Origin of the sequence: Amycolatopsis pithecellobii (genome assembly GCF_009707865.1) — a bacterium.
In the GTDB taxonomy this organism is placed as follows: domain Bacteria; phylum Actinomycetota; class Actinomycetes; order Mycobacteriales; family Pseudonocardiaceae; genus Amycolatopsis_E; species Amycolatopsis_E pithecellobii.
The window spans coordinates 24,732-42,230 of the sequence record NZ_WMBA01000069.1 but is presented as its reverse complement, the minus strand read 5'-3'; the positions used below and the strand labels follow the sequence as shown (position 1 = coordinate 42,230).

10 protein-coding genes are annotated in these 17,499 nt (G+C 68.0%); 6 read left to right on the top strand and 4 right to left on the bottom strand.

The annotated features are described in order from the left end of the window. Nucleotides 1-341 precede the first annotated feature (341 nt). From GKO32_RS31675 to GKO32_RS31665, 3 genes are read left to right on the top strand one after another with little or no spacing between them, the layout of a single operon-like run. Nucleotides 342-1,310: an ABC transporter ATP-binding protein gene (locus GKO32_RS31675; RefSeq protein WP_154760585.1), complete on the top strand. Its 969-nt coding sequence runs from the start codon at nt 342-344 to the stop codon at nt 1,308-1,310. Next, nucleotides 1,310-2,194 (top strand): ABC-2 transporter permease, encoded by an 885-nt coding sequence (locus GKO32_RS31670; RefSeq protein WP_154760584.1) that lies wholly within the window; start codon nt 1,310-1,312, stop codon nt 2,192-2,194. Before GKO32_RS31675 ends, GKO32_RS31670 begins: the two co-directional genes overlap by 1 nt. A 47-nt stretch (nt 2,195-2,241) precedes the next feature. Beyond that, the gene (locus tag GKO32_RS31665; protein ID WP_312868895.1) at nt 2,242-5,937 is read left to right on the top strand and encodes an ABC transporter ATP-binding protein; all 3,696 of its coding nucleotides are present in this window, start codon (nt 2,242-2,244) and stop codon (nt 5,935-5,937) included. On the opposite strand, the gene GKO32_RS31660 is transcribed toward GKO32_RS31665, so the two are convergent. After that, entirely contained in the window at nt 5,938-8,178 is a 2,241-nt protein-coding gene (locus tag GKO32_RS31660) for a hypothetical protein (RefSeq protein ID WP_154760582.1), read from the bottom strand. Between the two features lie 43 nt (nt 8,179-8,221). Further along, entirely contained in the window at nt 8,222-9,583 is a 1,362-nt protein-coding gene (locus GKO32_RS31655; RefSeq protein WP_154760581.1) for an FAD-binding oxidoreductase, read from the bottom strand. 223 nt (nt 9,584-9,806) lie between these two features. On the opposite strand from GKO32_RS31655, the gene GKO32_RS31650 reads away from it, so the two are divergent. Continuing rightward, entirely contained in the window at nt 9,807-13,484 is a 3,678-nt protein-coding gene (locus tag GKO32_RS31650) for a multifunctional oxoglutarate decarboxylase/oxoglutarate dehydrogenase thiamine pyrophosphate-binding subunit/dihydrolipoyllysine-residue succinyltransferase subunit (RefSeq protein ID WP_312868894.1), read from the top strand. A 102-nt stretch (nt 13,485-13,586) separates the two neighbouring features. On the opposite strand, the gene GKO32_RS31645 is transcribed toward GKO32_RS31650, so the two are convergent. Both GKO32_RS31645 and GKO32_RS31640 read right to left on the bottom strand, forming a co-directional pair. Next, on the bottom strand, nt 13,587-14,666 hold the full coding sequence (locus GKO32_RS31645) for an ABC transporter ATP-binding protein (RefSeq protein ID WP_312868893.1): 1,080 nt from the start codon (nt 14,664-14,666) through the stop codon (nt 13,587-13,589). 72 nt (nt 14,667-14,738) lie between these two features. After that, nucleotides 14,739-15,938 (bottom strand): NAD(P)-dependent malic enzyme, encoded by a 1,200-nt coding sequence (locus GKO32_RS31640; RefSeq protein ID WP_154760579.1) that lies wholly within the window; start codon nt 15,936-15,938, stop codon nt 14,739-14,741. Between the two features lie 288 nt (nt 15,939-16,226). On the opposite strand from GKO32_RS31640, the gene GKO32_RS31635 reads away from it, so the two are divergent. Together GKO32_RS31635 and GKO32_RS31630 are read left to right on the top strand one after the other, a co-directional pair. Further along, nucleotides 16,227-16,823, top strand: coding sequence for a dTDP-4-dehydrorhamnose 3,5-epimerase family protein (locus GKO32_RS31635; protein WP_154760578.1), 597 nt, complete (start codon nt 16,227-16,229; stop codon nt 16,821-16,823). A 91-nt stretch (nt 16,824-16,914) separates the two neighbouring features. Beyond that, the gene (locus GKO32_RS31630; protein ID WP_312868892.1) at nt 16,915-17,496 is read left to right on the top strand and encodes an acid phosphatase; all 582 of its coding nucleotides are present in this window, start codon (nt 16,915-16,917) and stop codon (nt 17,494-17,496) included. Nucleotides 17,497-17,499: the final 3 nt, after the last annotated feature.

Sequence of the window (17,499 nt, the reverse complement as noted above, 5' to 3'; positions counted from 1 at the left end):
AAGCCCTCCCGGGCGGGGTTTGGGGGTTGCACCCCCAAAAAACACGCTGGTTGAGCAAAGGAGGGAAGGCGCGGCAAAGCCGCGACAAACAAGGGGCGGCCCGCTCAACCAGCCTGGGGGTCACTGGGAGCGGGCCGCCGACTACTAGCTTAGGTGGTCCGGCCCGACTTCGCTGCATGGGGTTGGGGTTTTATCAAAATACTTCTTCACGGCCCGCTCCTGAACGCCGTTATTCTTCGACTGACGCATGGTTTCCCCGGTTGTCGCCCGCGCCGATTGTCGATCAGGCAGTATGTCGGCTTGCGCCGGTTCACCCATTAGCTTGAAGTCAGGGGGAAGTGATGCGGAGCGACGGCAGCGGCCGGATTGTCGTGCAAGGTTTGAGCAAGGTGTTCGGACGAGTCGCGGCGGTGCAGGACCTGAGTTTTGTGGTTGAACCGGGTTCAGTGACGGGGTTTCTGGGTCCGAATGGGGCAGGCAAGACGACCACGTTGCGGATGATCCTCGGTCTGGTGACGCCGACGTCGGGGGTTTCGACGATCAGCGGCCTGCCGTATGACCGGCTGGGTTCGCCTGCCCGGGTGGTGGGCGCGGTGCTGGAGAACGAGGGCTTCCATCCGAAACGCACCGCGCGCAATCACTTGCGGGTGTATGCGGCGGCGATCGGGGTGCCGGATCAGCGGGCGGATCACGTGCTGGGATTGGTAGGCCTGAGCGAGGCGGCGAACCGCAAGCCGGGCGAGTTCTCGCTGGGAATGCGGCAGCGGCTGGCGCTGGCGACGGCATTGCTGGGTGATCCGCGGGTGCTGGTGCTGGACGAGCCGGCGAACGGGCTGGATCCCGAGGGAATCCTTTGGCTGCGCAACTTTTTGCGCGCCTACGCCCGTGAGGGCCGCACGGTGCTGGTGTCGAGTCACCTGCTGTCCGAAGTGGAGCAGACGATCGACCAGGTGGTGATCATCAGTCAGGGCGTGACGCGTTATTTCGGTGCGCTGGAGCAGTTGCGGGCGAACCAGCGCTCCCGCGTACTGGTCGAGGCGGGAGATCCACCGGCGGTGGTGAAAGCGTTGCAGGTAGCCGGTTTCGGGCCGCTGGAGATGATCCCGGACGGGCGGATCGCGGTGGCGGGCGCGACCCGCAGGCAGATCGGTGATGTGGTCGCGAAGGCGGGGCTCGCGGTGTACGGCATGGACGACGATCGCGCCGATCTGGAGGAACTGTTCTTCCAGCTGACCAACGGCCAGTTCGCGGCCGCGCCACCGGGTGGATTTCCGGTGGCGCAGGACCAGGCGTGGGGAGGGCAGCGTTGATGGGCGGCTTGCTGGTCGCGGAGTTCCGCAAGACACTGACCACGAAGCTGTGGTGGGCACTGATGATTCCGGCGGTGCTGCTGGCGTTCGCGTTCTCGCTTGGCTGGGGCGCGTTCGCCAACGGGCTCGACGAGGTGCTGGGCAGTTCCGAGATGCGGCTCATCGCGCAGGCGCTGGGCATCTCGACCGGCACACTGCCGACGGGCTTGCTCGCGATCGGGCACGGGATCAACGTGGGGCTGACGTTCGCCGTGATCTTCGGGGTGTTCGCGCTGGCGGGCGAGTACCGCGGCAGGACGATCACCACGACGTTCCTGACGGCACCGAACCGGGTGTCCGTGCTGGCCGCGAAAATGATCACCTACGTCGTCTGGGGCGCGGTGTACGGCCTTGCCGTCGCGGCCGTGTCGAGCCTGGGCATCGTGTTCAGCGTGAACAACTCGGGACTGCCGACGGCCGCCCAGTGGCTCTGGGTGTTCGCGGCGAGCATGCTGGCCGGGGTGCTGTCCACGCTGTTCGGCATCGGGGTGGGGGCGGTGTGGAACAGCGTGGTCGGCAGCGTCGTGACCCTCGTGATCTACCTGCTGCTCATCGAGAACACGCTGGTCCTGTTCGGTTACGGGCAGTGGGACATCGCCTGGCTGGGCGCGGTGCTGCCGAACGGCACGATGAACGGGATCGTCGGCGCGATCGGGGCGCAGGCCTTCGGTGCCGCGGGAGTCAAACTGCCCGGTCTGGAGGAGAAGACGCAGTGGTGGCTGCAGTACATCGCGGGCGCGCCGGGCGCGGTCTCGTGGTGGGCTTCGGCCCTGGTGTTCGCCCTGTGGACGGCGGTGTTCTTCGCCGGCGGGTGGCTCGTCAACCAGCGCCGCGACATCACCTGAGCGAACGCCGCGACATCACCTAAGCGAACGCGCATAACCTGAAGTGTGTGACCGCTGCTCCCACCACTGAACCGAAGACCGGCTGGATCCGCAGACTTGGCGCCGCCTGCTGGCGGCATCCCTGGCTTGTCGTGTTGTCGCTCGGCGCCGCCATCTTCAGCGTCGGGTTCCAGGCGGTCAGCCCGCTGCTGGTGAAGGTCGCGGTCGACGACGCCGTCGGCGGGCGCACCGCCGGGCTTGGCCTGCTCGCCGCCGGGCTGGTCGGGGTGCAGGTGCTGATGTTCGCGACCGCGTTCGTGCGCCGGTATGTCGGCGGGCGGCTCGCGCTGGACGTGCAACACGATCTGCGCCAGGCGGTGTTCGGCGCGGTGTCGCGTTTGGACGGTGGGAAGCAGGATTCGCTGCGCACCGGCCAGGTCGTGTCACGCGCGATCACCGACCTGCAACTGGTCGTGTCGTTGCTGATGATGACGCCCGTTTCGGCCGGTTCAATCGTCTTCGCCGTGTTTTCCCTCGGCGCGATGTTGTGGATGTCACCCGCCTTGACGTTGATCGCGCTCGTCGTAGTGCCCGCGGTCGCGATCGTCGCCGGTACCGCGCGCAAACGGTTGTTCCCGGCGACCTGGTCGGCGCAGCAGCGGGCCGCCGATCTGGCGCAGCACGTCGAGGAAACTGTGACCGGCGTCCGGGTGGTGAAGGGTTTCGGGCAGGAGGCGCGGGAGGTTTCCCGGCTGGAGAAGACGGCGCGGAAGCTGTTCGCCGAACGCCTGCGTGCCGCCCGGCTTTCGGCTGTGCCGGCGGCGACGACCTCCGCGCTGCCCGCGGCGGGACAGGTTGCCGTGCTGGCGTTCGGCGGGGTGCTCGCACTGCACGGTGACGTGAGCCTCGGCACGTTCCTGGCGTTCGCCAGCTACGTCTCGGGCCTGATCGGCCCGGCGCGAATGCTGTCCGGGATGGTGGTGCAGGCGCAGCTGACGCGCGCGGGCGCGGACCGGGTGTACGAGCTGATCGACGCGCAGCCCGAGGTCCGTGACAAGCCGGACGCGCGGCCGCTGCCGGACGGCCCGCTCGGGATCCGGCTCGACGACGTGAAATTCGGCTACACGAGGTCCGAGCCGGTGCTGAATGGCCTGTCGCTGGAGGCGAAACCGGGTGAGACGCTCGCGCTGGTCGGCACGGCAGGTTCGGGCAAGTCGACGATTTCCTTGCTGTTACCCCGGTTCTACGACACGCACTCCGGCTCAGTGCGCCTCGGCGGTTGCGACGTGCGGGATGTCCGCCTCGCCGAGCTGCGCAAGGCGATCGGCGTGGTGTTCGAAGAAGCGTTCCTGTTCTCCACGTCCGTCCGCGACAACATCGCTTACGGCAGACCGGATGCGAGCGACGAAGAGGTCTATGCCGCCGCAAAAGCGGCGGAGGCCCACGATTTCATCACGCAACTGCCCGAGGGCTACGACACGCTCGTCGGCGAACGCGGGCTGACCCTGTCCGGCGGCCAGCGGCAGCGGCTGGGCCTGGCCCGTGCGCTGCTGACCGATCCGCGCGTGCTGATTCTCGACGACGCGACCTCTGCCGTGGACACGGTGACCGAAGCCGCGATCCACGACACTTTGCGTGCGGTCACCGCGGCCCGCACGACGCTGCTCATCGCCCATCGCAAGTCGACGCTCGCGCTGGCCGACCGGATCGCGGTTCTCGACGCCGGCCGGGTCGTGGATGTCGGCACGGCGCAGGAGCTCGACGAGCGCTGTGAACTGTTCCGGGAGCTGGTGTCCGGGCCCGGCGAAGGTGTCGAGGAGAAGCACCGGGGCGAGTGCGACCGGCAGCCGGAAACCGGGATCACGCCGCAGCTGTGGCCCGAAGAGTCCACTGAGGACACTGACGTGGTGGCGGACCGCGCCACCGTGGGTGCGGGCGTGTTCAACGCGCCACCGACCGAGGAAATCATCGAGGGCGTGCGCAAACTGCCGCCCGCCACGGATGTCCCCGCGCTGACCGCCGACTCGGTGACCGCACCCGATCCGCGGTTCAGCCTCGGGCGGCTGCTGGGGCCGGTGCGGGCGTTGCTGACGACGGTGATCGTGCTCGTCGGACTGGACGCGGCGGCGTCGATCGCCTTGCCCGCGCTGTACCAGTACGGCGTCGATCACGGGGTGCGGCCGGGCGCCGAATCCGTCGTGTGGTTCACCGCCGCGGCCGGTTTGCTCATCGTCGGGGTGGACTGGCTGGTCATCCGCGCGCAAACCCGGCTCACCGCGCGAGCCGGTGAGACGGTGCTCTACTCGCTGCGGGTGCGTAGTTACGCGCATCTGCAACGACTCGGGCTCGACTACTACGAGCGCGAACTGTCCGGCAAGATCATGACGCGGATGACCACGGACGTCGACGCGCTTTCGACGTTCCTGCAGACCGGTGTCGCGCAGGCGGTGATCAGTGCGCTCACCCTGTTCGGGATCTCCGCCGCCTTGCTGATCACCGACGTCTCCCTTGCCCTGTATGCGCTTTCCGTGCTGCCGGTACTGATCGTCGCGACGGTGATCTTCCGCAGGCTCGCCACCGCGGCGTACAACGAAGCGCGGGAACGGGTGAGCGTGGTCAACGCCGACATGCAGGAGAACGTCAGCGGGTTGCGGGTCGCTCAGGCGTACAGCCGCGAGGAGCGTTCGGCGGAGATGTTCGCCTCCCGCAGTGACGCCTACCGCCGGTCGCGGCTGCGGGCACAACGCTACGTCGCGACGTACTTTCCTTTCGTCACCATGCTTTCCGGCGTCGCGGAGGCGATCGTGCTGGTGGCGGGCGCGAACCGGGTCGCGGCCGGCTCACTGGCGGTCGGTGTGCTGCTCGGTTTCCTGTTGTACCTCAACCTGTTCTTCTCCCCGATCCAGCAGCTGTCGTCGGTGTTCGACGGGTACCAGCAGGCGAAGGTGGGGCTGCGGCGGATCAGCGACCTGCTGCGCACGCCGACGTCCGTGCCGCCGGCCGAGCACCCGCTGCCGGTCGTGGGCCGGTTGTCCGGCGACGTCACGTTCGATGCGGTGGACTTCTCCTATCCCGGCACGGATTCCCTTGCGCTGGCGGATATCTCGCTCAAGGTGGTGCCGGGTGAGACGGTCGCGCTGGTGGGTGCGACCGGGGCAGGCAAGTCGACGGCGGTGAAGCTGGTCGCGCGGTTCTACGACGCGACCAGCGGGAAGGTCGGCATCGACGGGGTGGACGTGCGTGACTACGACCTGCCGGGGCTGCGGCACCGGATGGGTGTCGTGCCGCAGGAGGCGCACCTGTTCTCCGGTACGGTCGCGGACAATGTGCGCTACGGGCGCCCGGACGCGAGTGACGCCGAGGTGGAGTCGGCGGTGCGTGCGGTCGGCGCGCTGGACGGGGTGGCGGCGCTGCCGTCCGGATTCCGGCAGCAGGTGGGCGAGCGCGGCAAATCCCTGTCGGCAGGGCAGCGCCAGCTGATCGGGCTCGCCAGGGCCGAGCTGGTGGACCCGGATGTGCTGCTGCTCGACGAAGCGACGGCGGCACTCGACCCGTCCACGGAGGCGGCGGTACTGCGCGCGACCGAGCACCTTTCCCGCCGTCGCACGACTTTCGTGGTGGCACACCGCCTCGCGACGGCCGCGCGCGCGGACCGGATCGTGGTGCTCGACCACGGCCGCGTCGTCGAACAGGGCGCACATCAGGATCTCGTCGCCGCCGACGGGCATTACGCGAAGCTCTGGCGCAGCGGCAACCACGAGTGATTACCGCTTCACCACGGGCAGGTTCCATGCCGCGCGGAACTGGTCCACCAGCAGCCACGCCTGCATCATGTTGTCCCCGAACGCTTGCCGGGCGCGGCCGAGTGTCTGGAAGGAACCCGGCCAGGTTTCCGCGGACGCCCTGATGATCTGGTCCTTCGTCAAGCCGTCGTGGAAAACCTCACGCACCGTCAGCGCGAAGTACAGGAACGTCACCAGCTCCAGCCGGACGCCGGCGACCTCGTCGGGTTCGTCGGTCGCCGCGGCCAGTTTTTCCACCGTAGCCAGCAGTTCACCCGGCGACTGACGGGCGAGGGCCGGGCCGTCGGCAAGCCGGACCAGATCGACCACGGACCCGGCGTGCCCGGCCGGCCGCAGCTCCCGTTGGGCCAGCCGGGCCGCCTGCTGGATCGCGGTGCCGGTCAACGCCAGGCACACCGGGTTCAGGCTCGGCGCCGGGGTCGCGTGCGCGATGTCCATCATCGCCCTCGCCACCCGGATCAGGTCGCGCGGCAGCCCGCCGGAGAAGCAGTGCGCGAAGCAGACGAACGGCTCGGACAGCCCGATCAGCCTGCTGCTGAGCATTTTCCGGCTCTCCGGCAAGGTCAGCTGCTCGACCCGGATGATCTCGTCGAAAGCGCTGTCGAACGCGTCCCGCACCGCGAAACCCCTGCGCTCGAACGAAATCAGCGCGTCCTCGGACACCGACAGCACGAAATGGCACCAGGGCACCCCGAACAACGCTTTCAGTTCGTTGACGAACCGGTGCGCGTGCTCGGCCGTGGCGATCTTGTCCAGCTCGTCGACCGCGACCACCAGCGGGGTGGCCGCGGCACTCGGGTTCGTGGCGGCGAGCACGCGCGCGGTCTCCTCGAGGAACTCACGCAGTTCGGCGATGATCTCCGGATAGGTCAGCGGCTGGCGCGCCTTGGCCGTGGACCGGGTCGCCGTCACGTCCCCGGCCGACATCGTCAGCTTCCCCGACCAGCCCGTGGTCTTGGTCTGCAGGTAGCGGATCTTCTCCAGCTTGCGTACCGCCTCCTCGACGTGCGCCAGCCACTCCTTCTCCGCACGCGGTCGCCGGCGAAAAACCCGCTTCCGCAACGGGCGCCGGGTGTTCTTGTAGCCGATGACGGACTGACAGGCGACCGCGTAGACGTGCAGCGCGAAATCCCGGCCTTCGTAACCGATCGGCGCGTCCACCCGGACCAGCAGATGCTCACGTCCCGGCGGGAGCAGCCGCCCCTCACGGTGTGCCTCCAGCAACGTCGTCTTGCCGACTCCGCGCGGCCCGGCAATGCCGACGGCACCGGCCTGCATCCCCGCCAAAACCCGCTGAAAGTGTTGCGTGGCAACCGTTTCCACCGCCAAGTCGGTGCTGGCCATGACGCCGAGCCTGCTGGCGTCGCGCACCGTGAGCCGCACGTCGTAGGACGGCGCCGCGAGCGTACTGATCAACCGGCTCACCGCGGGCTCGACCGCCTGCCGCGCGGCCTCCCGCCAGTGATCGAGCGCCACCGTCGCCTTGGCCCGGACCTGAGCCCACTGCGCATGCTTGCCCGGGGTCCGATTGCCACTGATCGACAGCATCTGGAGACCGATCGCCAGCACGGCGATCACCACGGCCACGACCGCGCCTTGCGCCGTGACCAGGCGGACAAAGGACGACCAGAAAGCGAACGTGCCCACAGCGGTGATCGCCCAAGCGCCGACGCGCGCCGTCCGGCGGGCCGCGCGACTGTCCAGGGAGCTGGTCCGCCCGGATCGCGGGGAGTCCAGCACATTGAGCAGCGCACCGATACTGAGCCCGAAATACAACGGCACCGAACTGGCCGCCACGAGCACGGTGAGGCCGATCTTGCCCGCCAACGGCAGGCCACCGCCGTAGATCGCGCCGAGCAGCGCCGCGCCGCCGAGCACGATCGCCGGCGCGGTCAGCAGCAGAATGAACTCGTAGGGCGCCCGGCGGTCACCGACCGTCGCCTCGGCCGGCGTGATGGTGCCGAGCTCGCGCACCGCGTCCCGGTAGGCCGAGATCTCGGCGTTCGTCGGGCTGAGCAGCGCGTCGGACTCGGCGAGCAGGCGCGCCCGCAGCTCGGCGGGATCCAGCTGGAGTTCCGCGCAGGACTGCTGGATACGCGGTTGCGCCAGCACGTCGTCGACCACCCCGGGCAGTTCGACCGAGATCAGCCGCATGACCCCGTCGTCCGCGGGCGCGCGCTCATCCACCAGCTCGTCCGTCATGCCCTTTATGACGGCTTCACCGCGGGCCTGGTTGCTGGTCTGGTCAGGTGAAGATCTTGCCCGGATTGAGGATGTTCCACGGATCGAGCGCCGCCTTGACCGCCCGGTGCAGCTCCAGCACCGCCGGGCTCAGCTCACGCCGGAGACCGCCTCGTTTGAGCAGGCCGACGCCGTGCTCGCCGGTGACCGTGCCGCCGAGCTCGATCGCGTCCGCGATGATGTCCTCGAATGCCGCCTGTGCCCGGCGCTTCGCGTCCTCGTCACCGATCGGGGTGATCAGCAGCGGGTGCAGGTTACCGTCACCGGCGTGCGCGATGTTGGCGATCAGGGTGTCGTGCTCGGCCGCGGTCTTCTCGATGCGGGCCAGCATTTCCGGCACGAGCGCCTTGGGCACGCAGACGTCCTCGGTCAGCACCGGTCCGAGCCGCTCCAGCGCCGGGTACGCCAGGCGCCGCGCATCGAACAACGCCTCGGCCTCCTGCTCGTCCGAAGACACCGCGGCCCAGGTGGCGCCTGCGTTTTCGAAGCACGCCAGTACGGTCCGGGCTTCGTCCTCGCCCGGGGTGTCGACCCGGCCGAGCAGCACGACGTTCGCCTCGGTGGACAAGCCCATGTTCTTCCACGCGTCCACCGCTTCGAGGCAGTGCCGGTCCACGAGTTCGAGCGCGGAGGGCACCACACCCGATGCCGAAACCGCTCTCACCGCCTCACCCGCGGCGACCACGGAATCGAAGTACCCGGCGATCGTGCGCTCGGCCGGCCGCCCCGGCAGCAGGCGCACGGTGATCTCGGTGATGACCCCGAGGGTGCCCTCCGAGCCGACCATCAGTCCACAAAGGTCATAACCGGCGACGCCCTTCGCGGTGCGATGCCCCAGCCTGACCACGTCTGCGCGACCGGTGACGACCTCCAGCGCCAGCACGTAGTCCCGCGTGACGCCGTATTTGACGCAGCACAGCCCGCCCGCGTTGGTCGCGACGTTTCCGCCGATGGTCGACCACGGCGCGCTCGCCGGATCCGGCGGATACCACAGACCCAGTGCGGCACAAGCGGTTCGCAGATCGTCGTTGACCACGCCGGGTTGCACGACCGCGAGCCGCTCGACGGGATCGATCTCCAGCACCCGGTTCATCGCCTCGAACGAGATGACGACGCACCCCTCGATGGCGTTCGCGCCGCCGGACAGTCCGGTGCCGGCGCCGCGGGGCACGACCGGCACACGCAGCTGCGCGGCCAGTTCGACGACCGCCCGCACCTGCGCGGTGTCACGGGGCCGGACCACTACGGCAGCGCGCGAAAACTCGGCCCACTCCGCGTGATCCTGCAGGTACGACTCGACGACGGCCGGGTCGTCCAGCACCTGCTCAGCGGGTATCGCCGCCCGCAACCGGGCCGCCAGATCCATTGCCACCTCCGCCGGTTCAGATTACGCGGGAACACCTGTCACCAGAGCTGGTTCCCCATCAGCTGGGACCCCGCCACGCCTGCATCGATCCAGTGAGGAATCCCAAAGCCAGGAGTACCCGAGATGCACCACTTCGATCACAACCGTGATGGGCGGGGGGTTAGCCTGGTAGGCGCACTAACCGGACAACCAAGAACGAGATGGATAGAGGCGAGTCCCTGCCGTGTCCAGCAGCAGCCCTGCGTCACAGTTCGGCCCCAACGAGTGGCTCGTCGAGGAAATGTACGACCAGTTCCTCGCCGACCCTTCCTCAGTAGATGCCGCCTGGCATGACTTCTTCTCCGACTTCAAGCCGACGCAGACGGCGGAGACCAAGCCGGACACCGCGGACGCCGCCCCTGCCAAGCCCGCGCCGAAGCCCGAAAGCAACGGCCAGGCTCCGGCCCCGAAGCCGGCCGCCAAGCCCGCGCCCGCGCCTGCCGCCGCGAAGCCCGCCGCGCCGCAGCCCGCCGCCGCGAAGCCGCAGGCGGTCGCCGCCAAGCCGGCCGCGCAGGAGGAGAGCAAGCAACTGCGTGGCGCCGCCGCCGCGATCGCGAAGAACATGGACGCGTCGCTGACCGTCCCGACCGCGACCAGCGTGCGCGCCGTGCCCGCGAAACTGATGGCGGACAACCGCATCGTCATCAACAACCACCTCAAGCGCACCCGCGGCGGCAAGATCTCGTTCACGCACCTCATCGGGTACGCGATGGTCCGGGCGCTGCACGACTACCCGAACATGAACCGGCATTACAAGATGGTGGACGGCAAGCCGTTCGCGATCACGCCGGAGCATGTCAACCTCGGCCTCGCCATCGACATGAAGGGCAAGGACGGCAGCCGCACGCTTGTCGTCGCCTCCATCAAGAACACGGAGAACATGTCGTTCCTCCAGTTCTGGCAGGCCTACGAGGACATCGTCAAGAAGGCGCGCAACAACAAGCTGACCGCCGACGACTTCGCGGGCACCACGATCTCGCTGACCAACCCGGGCGGCATAGGTACGAACCACTCGGTGCCGCGGCTGCAGTCGGGTCAGGGCACGATCATCGGTGTCGGCGCCATGCAGTACCCCGCGCATTTCGAGGGCACCAGCGAGAAGACGCTCGTCGAGCTGGGCATCAGCAAGATCCTGACCCTGACCTCGACCTACGACCACCGCATCATCCAGGGCGCGGAGTCTGGCGAGTACCTCAAGCGCATCCACGAGCTGCTGCTCGGTGAGGACGGGTTCTACGACGACATCTTCACCTCGCTGCGGCTGCCGTACGAGCCGGTGCGCTGGGTCGAGGACATCCCGGAAGGCGCGGTGGACAAGACCGCGCGGATCATCGAGCTGATCGACGCCTACCGGATGCGCGGGCATCTGATGGCCGACACCGACCCGCTGAACTACCGCCAGCGGCGCCACGATGATCTCGACGTCCTCTCGCACGGCCTCACGCTGTGGGACCTCGACCGCGAGTTCGCCGTCGGCGGGTTCGCCGGTCAGGAGCGGATGAAGCTGCGCGACATCCTCGGCGTGCTGCGGGATTCCTACTGCCGCACGGTGGGTATCGAGTACACGCACATCCTCGACCCGGAGGAACGCCGCTGGATCCAGCAGCGGGTCGAGGTGCCGCACGCGAAGCCGGACCCGGCCGTGCAGAAGTACGTGCTGTCGAAGCTGAACGCGGCGGAGGCCTTCGAGACCTTCCTGCAGACCAAGTACGTCGGCCAGAAGCGGTTCTCGCTCGAAGGCGGCGAGACGGTGATCCCGTTGCTGGACACCGTGCTGGACAAGGCCGCCGAGCACGAGCTCGACGAGGTCGTCATCGGGATGCCGCACCGTGGCCGGCTCAACGTGCTGGCGAACATCGTGGGCAAGCCGATCTCGCAGATCTTCCGTGAGTTCGAGGGCAACCTCGACCCGGGCCAGGCGCACGGTTCCGGTGACGTGAAGTACCACCTGGGCGCGGAAGGCAAGTACTTCCGCATGTTCGGTGACGGTGAAACGAAGGTTTCACTGGCCTCGAACCCGTCGCACCTGGAGACGGTCGACCCGATCCTCGAAGGCATCGTCCGCGCCAAGCAGGACATCCTCGACAAGGGTGACCGGGACGGCACGGGTTTCACCGTGTTGCCCGTGCTGCTGCACGGTGACGCGGCGTTCGCCGGCCAGGGTGTGGTGGCGGAGACACTGAACTTGGCGCTGCTGCGCGGATATCGCACCGGCGGCACCGTGCACATCATCATCAACAACCAGGTCGGTTTCACGACGGCGCCGGAGCACTCGCGTTCCTCGCAGTACGCCACGGACGTCGCGAAGATGATCGGCGCGCCGATCTTCCACGTGAACGGGGATGACCCGGAAGCCGCGCACTGGGTGGCTAAGCTCGCGGTGGAGTACCGGCAGGCGTTCAACAAGGACGTCGTGATCGACATGATCTGCTACCGCCGCCGCGGCCACAACGAGGGCGACGACCCGTCGATGACGCAGCCGGCGATGTACGACATCATCGACACCAAGCGTTCGGTGCGTAAGACCTACACCGAGGCGCTGATCGGGCGCGGCGACATCTCCGTGGAAGAGGCCGAGGCCGCGCTGCGTGACTTCTCGAGCCAGCTGGAACATGTGTTCAACGAGGTGCGGGAGCTGGAGAAGCACCCGGCCACGGCGAGTCCTTCGGTGGAGGGCGAGCAGCAGGTGCCGGCGAAGGTCCCGACAGCGGTTTCGCGCGAGGTCATCGAGCGCATCGGTGATGCTTTCCTGAATGTGCCTGAGGGTTTCAGCCCGCACCCGCGGGTCAAGCCGGTGCTGGAACGCCGCGCGAAGATGGCGCGCGAGGGCGGGATCGACTGGGCGTTCGGTGAGCTGCTCGCGTTCGGTTCGCTCGCGCTCGAAGGCCGGCTGGTGCGCCTGTCCGGTCAGGACTCGCGGCGCGGTACCTTCACGCAGCGGCACTCGGTGCTGATCGACCGCAAGAGCGGCACGGAATACGCGCCGCTGCAGAACCTTGGTGAGAACCAGGGTCGCGTGATGATCTACGACTCGGCGCTGTCCGAGTACGCCGCGGTCGGCTTCGAGTACGGCTACTCGGTGGCCAACTCGGATGCGCTGGTGATGTGGGAAGCGCAGTTCGGTGACTTCGTCAACGGCGCGCAGACCGTGATCGACGAGTACATTTCGTCCGGTGAGGCCAAGTGGGGCCAGCTCTCGGATGTGGTGCTGCTGCTGCCGCACGGACACGAGGGCCAGGGTCCGGACCACACGTCGGGCCGCATCGAGCGGTTCCTGCAACTGTGTGCCGAGGGTTCGATGACCGTCGCGGTGCCCTCCACCCCGGCGAACTACTTCCACCTACTGCGCCGCCACGCACTCGACGGCATCCGCCGGCCGATGATCGTGTTCACCCCGAAGTCCATGCTGCGCAACAAGGCCGCGACTTCACGGGTCGAGGACTTCACCGATTCCACCAAGTTCATGTCGGTGATCGACGATGTCGAGGTGGAAGCGCCCCAGGTGCGGAAGGTGCTGCTGACTTCAGGGAAGCTGTACTGGGAACTGGTCGCCGAACGAGCCAAGCGCGAGGCGAACGACGTTGCCATCGTGCGGATCGAGCAGTACTACCCGCTGCCGATCAAGAAGCTGGGCGCCGCACTCGAGCGCTACACGGGCTCGCCGCAGGTAACCTGGGTTCAGGAGGAGCCGGAAAACCAGGGCGCCTGGCCGTTCTTCGGCCTGCACCTGCCGAGGAAACTGCCGAACCTCCTGTCCAACCTGGACGTCGTGTCCCGCCGCCCGATGGCCGCCCCCAGCGCCGGCTCGTCCAAGGTGCACGATGTTGAGCAGAAGGCGTTGATCGCCAAGGCTTTCGAGTAAGCCGAACCCGCGCGAGTTGAGCATTCTACGCGCGCGAGTTGTGCGTTCCGTGCGCACGGAACGCACAACTCGCGCGACTGGAACGCACAACTCGCGCCTCGGTCACTCCCGGTTTTCCAGTACGTCCAGGATTTGGCGTGCTGTTACTACGCCGGTTACCTGTCCTTTTTCGTCCACGACAACACCCAGGCCGGCTGGGGAGGACAGGGCCGCGTCCAGCGCTCCTCGGACTGCTGTTCCTTGTTGGTAAAGCGAGCCGCCCGCGATGAGGTCTGTCTCCGCCAATTCTCCGTCCACAGTGGACCCTGGGGCGAGCCAGCCGCGCGGGTGCCCGTCCGCGTTCACGGCCAGCAGCCAGTCTTCGACCGGGCCGGACAGTGACTCGCCTATTTCTATCGTGGCCACGTCTTTTACCTCTACCCCAACAGAGTCTACAAAGGATAGTCCACGGTAACCACGGTCCCGGCCGACGAAGGAGGCCACGAAATCGTCCACCGGCTGGCGTAGGACCTCCGCCGGGGTGCCGTACTGTGCGAGCTTCCCGCCCACCCGCATGACGGCGACCTTGTCCCCGAGCCGGACGGCTTCATCGATATCGTGCGTCACGAACACGATCGTCTTACCCAGCCGCGACTGCAACCGCAACAGCTCGTCCTGTAGGCCTTCCCGGACGATCGGGTCGACAGCCGAGAACGGCTCGTCCAACAGCAGCACCGGGGAATCCCCCGCGAGCGCGCGGGCCACACCGACCCTCTGCTGCTGGCCACCGGAAAGCTGGGCGGGATACCGCTTGCCGAGCTCGGCGGGCAGGCCCACCGTGTCCAGCAGCTCGGCCGCGCGCTCGCGGGATTTTCGCTTACCCCAGCCGGAAAGCATCGGTACGGTCGCCACATTGTCCAGCACCGTGCGGTGCGGGAACAGGCCGGCATGCTGGATGACGTAGCCGATCCCGCGCCGCAGCACCGGCGGGTCCGACTCGCGTACGTCCTTGCCGTCCAACAGCACCTGGCCCGACGTCGGCTCGACCATTCGGTTGATCATGCGCAGGGACGTGGTTTTGCCGCAGCCGGACGGGCCGACGAACACGGTGATCGTGCCGTCCTCAATGGTCAGGTTGAGCTCGTCGACCGCCACCGTGCCACCCGGGTACCGCTTGGTGACATCCCGGAACTCGATCCCCACGTCCGCCTCCTCCACGAACGGCCGGCCTCCCACCAGGGAGACCGGCCGCTACGCGACAGCCTTACGGCAACCCTAGCCGGTGACGCCGTCCGCCACCGCCGCCTTCGCGACCGCGGCGGCCACTTCCGGGGCCACCCGCGGGTCCAGCGGGCTCGGCACGATCCGGTCAGGGCCGAGATCGTCCTGTGCCACCGCGACGATCGCATCCGCCGCGGCGAGCTTCATGTTCTCGGTGATCGCCCGCGCGCCGGCGTCCAGCGCACCGCGGAACACGCCGGGGAAAGCCAGCACGTTGTTGATCTGGTTCGGGAAGTCACTGCGCCCAGTGGCCACGATCGCCGCGTGCTCGGCCGCCGCCTCCGGGTGCACCTCGGGGTCCGGATTGGACAGTGCGAACACGATCGGGTCGTCGGCCATCGTGCCGAGCAGCGACTCGTCGATCGTCGCGCCGGACAGGCCGAGGAACACGTCGGCACCACGCAGCGCGTCGGCGAGCCCGCCGGTCAGGCCCGCCGAGTTCGTCGTCGCGGCGAGCTGCTCCTTGATCGGGTTCAGGCCGGCGCGGCCCCGCGAGATGATGCCCTTCGAGTCCAGCAGCGTGACGTCACCGATACCGGCCTCCTGCAGGATCTTCGCGCAGGCCACCCCGGCCGCGCCCGCACCGGAGACCACCACCCGCTGATTGCCAATTTCCTTACCCAGCACCAGATTCGCCCCGCGCAGCGCCGCGAGCGTCACGATCGCCGTGCCGTGCTGGTCGTCGTGCATGACCGGGCAGTCCAGCGCCGCCTTGAGTTTGTCCTCCAGCTCGAAGCAGCGCGGCGCGGCGACGTCCTCGAGGTTCACCGCACCGTACGACGGGCGCAGCCGCACCAGCGTCTCGACGATCTCGTCCACGTCGGTCGTGTCCAGCACCAGCGGGATCGAGTCGAGCCCGCCGAATGTCTTGAACAGCACCGACTTGCCTTCCATCACCGGCAGCGACGCGCTCGGGCCGATGTCACCGAGGCCCAGCACGGCGGTGCCGTCGCTGACCACGACGACGAGCCGGTCTGCCCAGGTGTATCGCTTCGCGAGCGACTTCTCCTCCGCGATCGCGCGGCTCACCTTCGCCACGCCAGGGGTGTAAGCGATCGAAAGGTCCCGCGGCCGCGAGATCGGCCGGGTCGCGGCGACGGACAGCTTGCCGCCCTCGTGCCCGGCGAAGATCTCGGCGTCGGTGACCGGCGACGAATGATCTTCGTCCAGCGCGTTCGTCTCAACTTGAGTCATGGTCGAATCCCTCCCGGGACTGCGAGCGGGGACATCCCCGAATTCCCCAGTACGAACTGGCTTTTGCTGCTCGGCAGCCCGGCGCGGTGGCGCCGCCTACCGGCCAGGCGTCCCGTCCGGCAGCCCTTGGTGAGGCGGCGGCCGCGGACGCGGCGGTCACCCCAGTTTGACAGCACCAGTACGGGCAGTCGCGACCAGGTGCGGTCGACATCACAAAAAATGCTGGTCAACCAGCGGAAAGCAAGACGTCCGTCCGGCTTGGGAAGGGTCTGGCGCTACCTTTTCCTCATGAAAATCCGCGAGCTGGCCGTCCGGGACGCCTTCGAGTTCACGCCGCAGCAGTTCCCCGACCACCGCGGCCTGTTCGTCGCACTGTTCCAGGAACCGGCGCTCGTCGAGGCCATCGGGCATCCGCTGCGACTGGCCCAGACCAACCACAGCGTCTCCAAGCGCGGCACCATCCGCGGCGTGCACTTCGCGGACACCCCGCCGGGGCAGGCGAAGTACGTGTACTGCACGAGCGGTGCGCTGCTCGACGTGATCGTCGACCTGCGCGTCGGCTCGCCGACCTTCGGCCGGTGGGACGCCACCCGCCTCGACTCGGTCGAGTTCCGCGCGGTGTATATCGCCGAAGGTCTCGGCCACGCGTTCGTCGCGCTCGAGGACAACACCGCCATGTCGTACCTGTGCTCCACGGCCTACAACCCGGCCGGCGAGCACGGCATCACCCCGTTGGACCCAGAACTGGACCTGCCATGGCCGGCCGGCATCCCGCCGATTCTGTCCGAAAAGGACACTCAAGCGCCGACGTTCGCCGAGGCACGGGCTGCCGGCCTGCTGCCGGACTACGAGACATGCCGGGCCTACTACGCGACGCTGCGCTGACGATCGTGACGGGTAGCGGTAGGTCGAAGCCCTCGTCGCCAAACTCGGTTACTAGCCGGTAGCAAGGCAGAAGTGCTCTATCTTCGCAACCGTGGACCATGAGCTTTTCTTGCTGAGGCACGGCCAGACAGAGTGGTCGGTGAACGGCCGTCACACCGGCCGCACGGACATCCCCTTGACCCCCGCCGGGGAAAGCCAGGCGAGGTCGGCCGGGCTGACCCTGTCGACCCTGCGCAAAGGCCCGGCGCTGGTACTGACCAGCCCGCGCCGGCGCGCGGTGCGCACCGCGGAACTGGCCGGGCTGATGGTCGGCGAGATCACCGATGACCTGGCCGAATGGGACTACGGCGACTATGAGGGCCTCACCACTCCCCAGATCCGGGAGACGGTGCCGGGCTGGACGGTGTGGACAGGGCCCCTGCCCGGCGGCGAAGGCGCCGCGGACGTGACGGCACGTGCCGATAAGGTCCTCGACCGGGTGCGCGCCGCACTCGCCGACACCGAGGTGATCCTGGTCGGACACGGACATTTCAGCCGGGTGCTGGTGGCCCGCTGGCTGGGCCTGCCGGCCACCGCCGGTGTCCACTTCGGACTCGACCCGGCCGGGGTCTCGGTGCTGGGCAACGAGCGGGGCGAACCCAAGATCGAGCACCTCAACATCCCGCCGTCGTAGAGA

What these genes read in the sequence shown, in the direction of transcription:
- GKO32_RS31675 (WP_154760585.1), top strand. Translation starts at nt 342, where the DNA reads ATGCGGAGCGACGGCAGCGGCCGGATTGTCGTGCAAGGTTTGAGCAAG.
- GKO32_RS31670 (WP_154760584.1), top strand. Translation starts at nt 1,310, where the DNA reads ATGGGCGGCTTGCTGGTCGCGGAGTTCCGCAAGACACTGACCACGAAG.
- GKO32_RS31660 (WP_154760582.1), bottom strand. Translation starts at nt 8,178, where the DNA reads ATGACGGACGAGCTGGTGGATGAGCGCGCGCCCGCGGACGACGGGGTC.
- GKO32_RS31655 (WP_154760581.1), bottom strand. Translation starts at nt 9,583, where the DNA reads ATGGATCTGGCGGCCCGGTTGCGGGCGGCGATACCCGCTGAGCAGGTG.
- GKO32_RS31640 (WP_154760579.1), bottom strand. Translation starts at nt 15,938, where the DNA reads ATGACTCAAGTTGAGACGAACGCGCTGGACGAAGATCATTCGTCGCCG.
- GKO32_RS31635 (WP_154760578.1), top strand. Translation starts at nt 16,227, where the DNA reads ATGAAAATCCGCGAGCTGGCCGTCCGGGACGCCTTCGAGTTCACGCCG.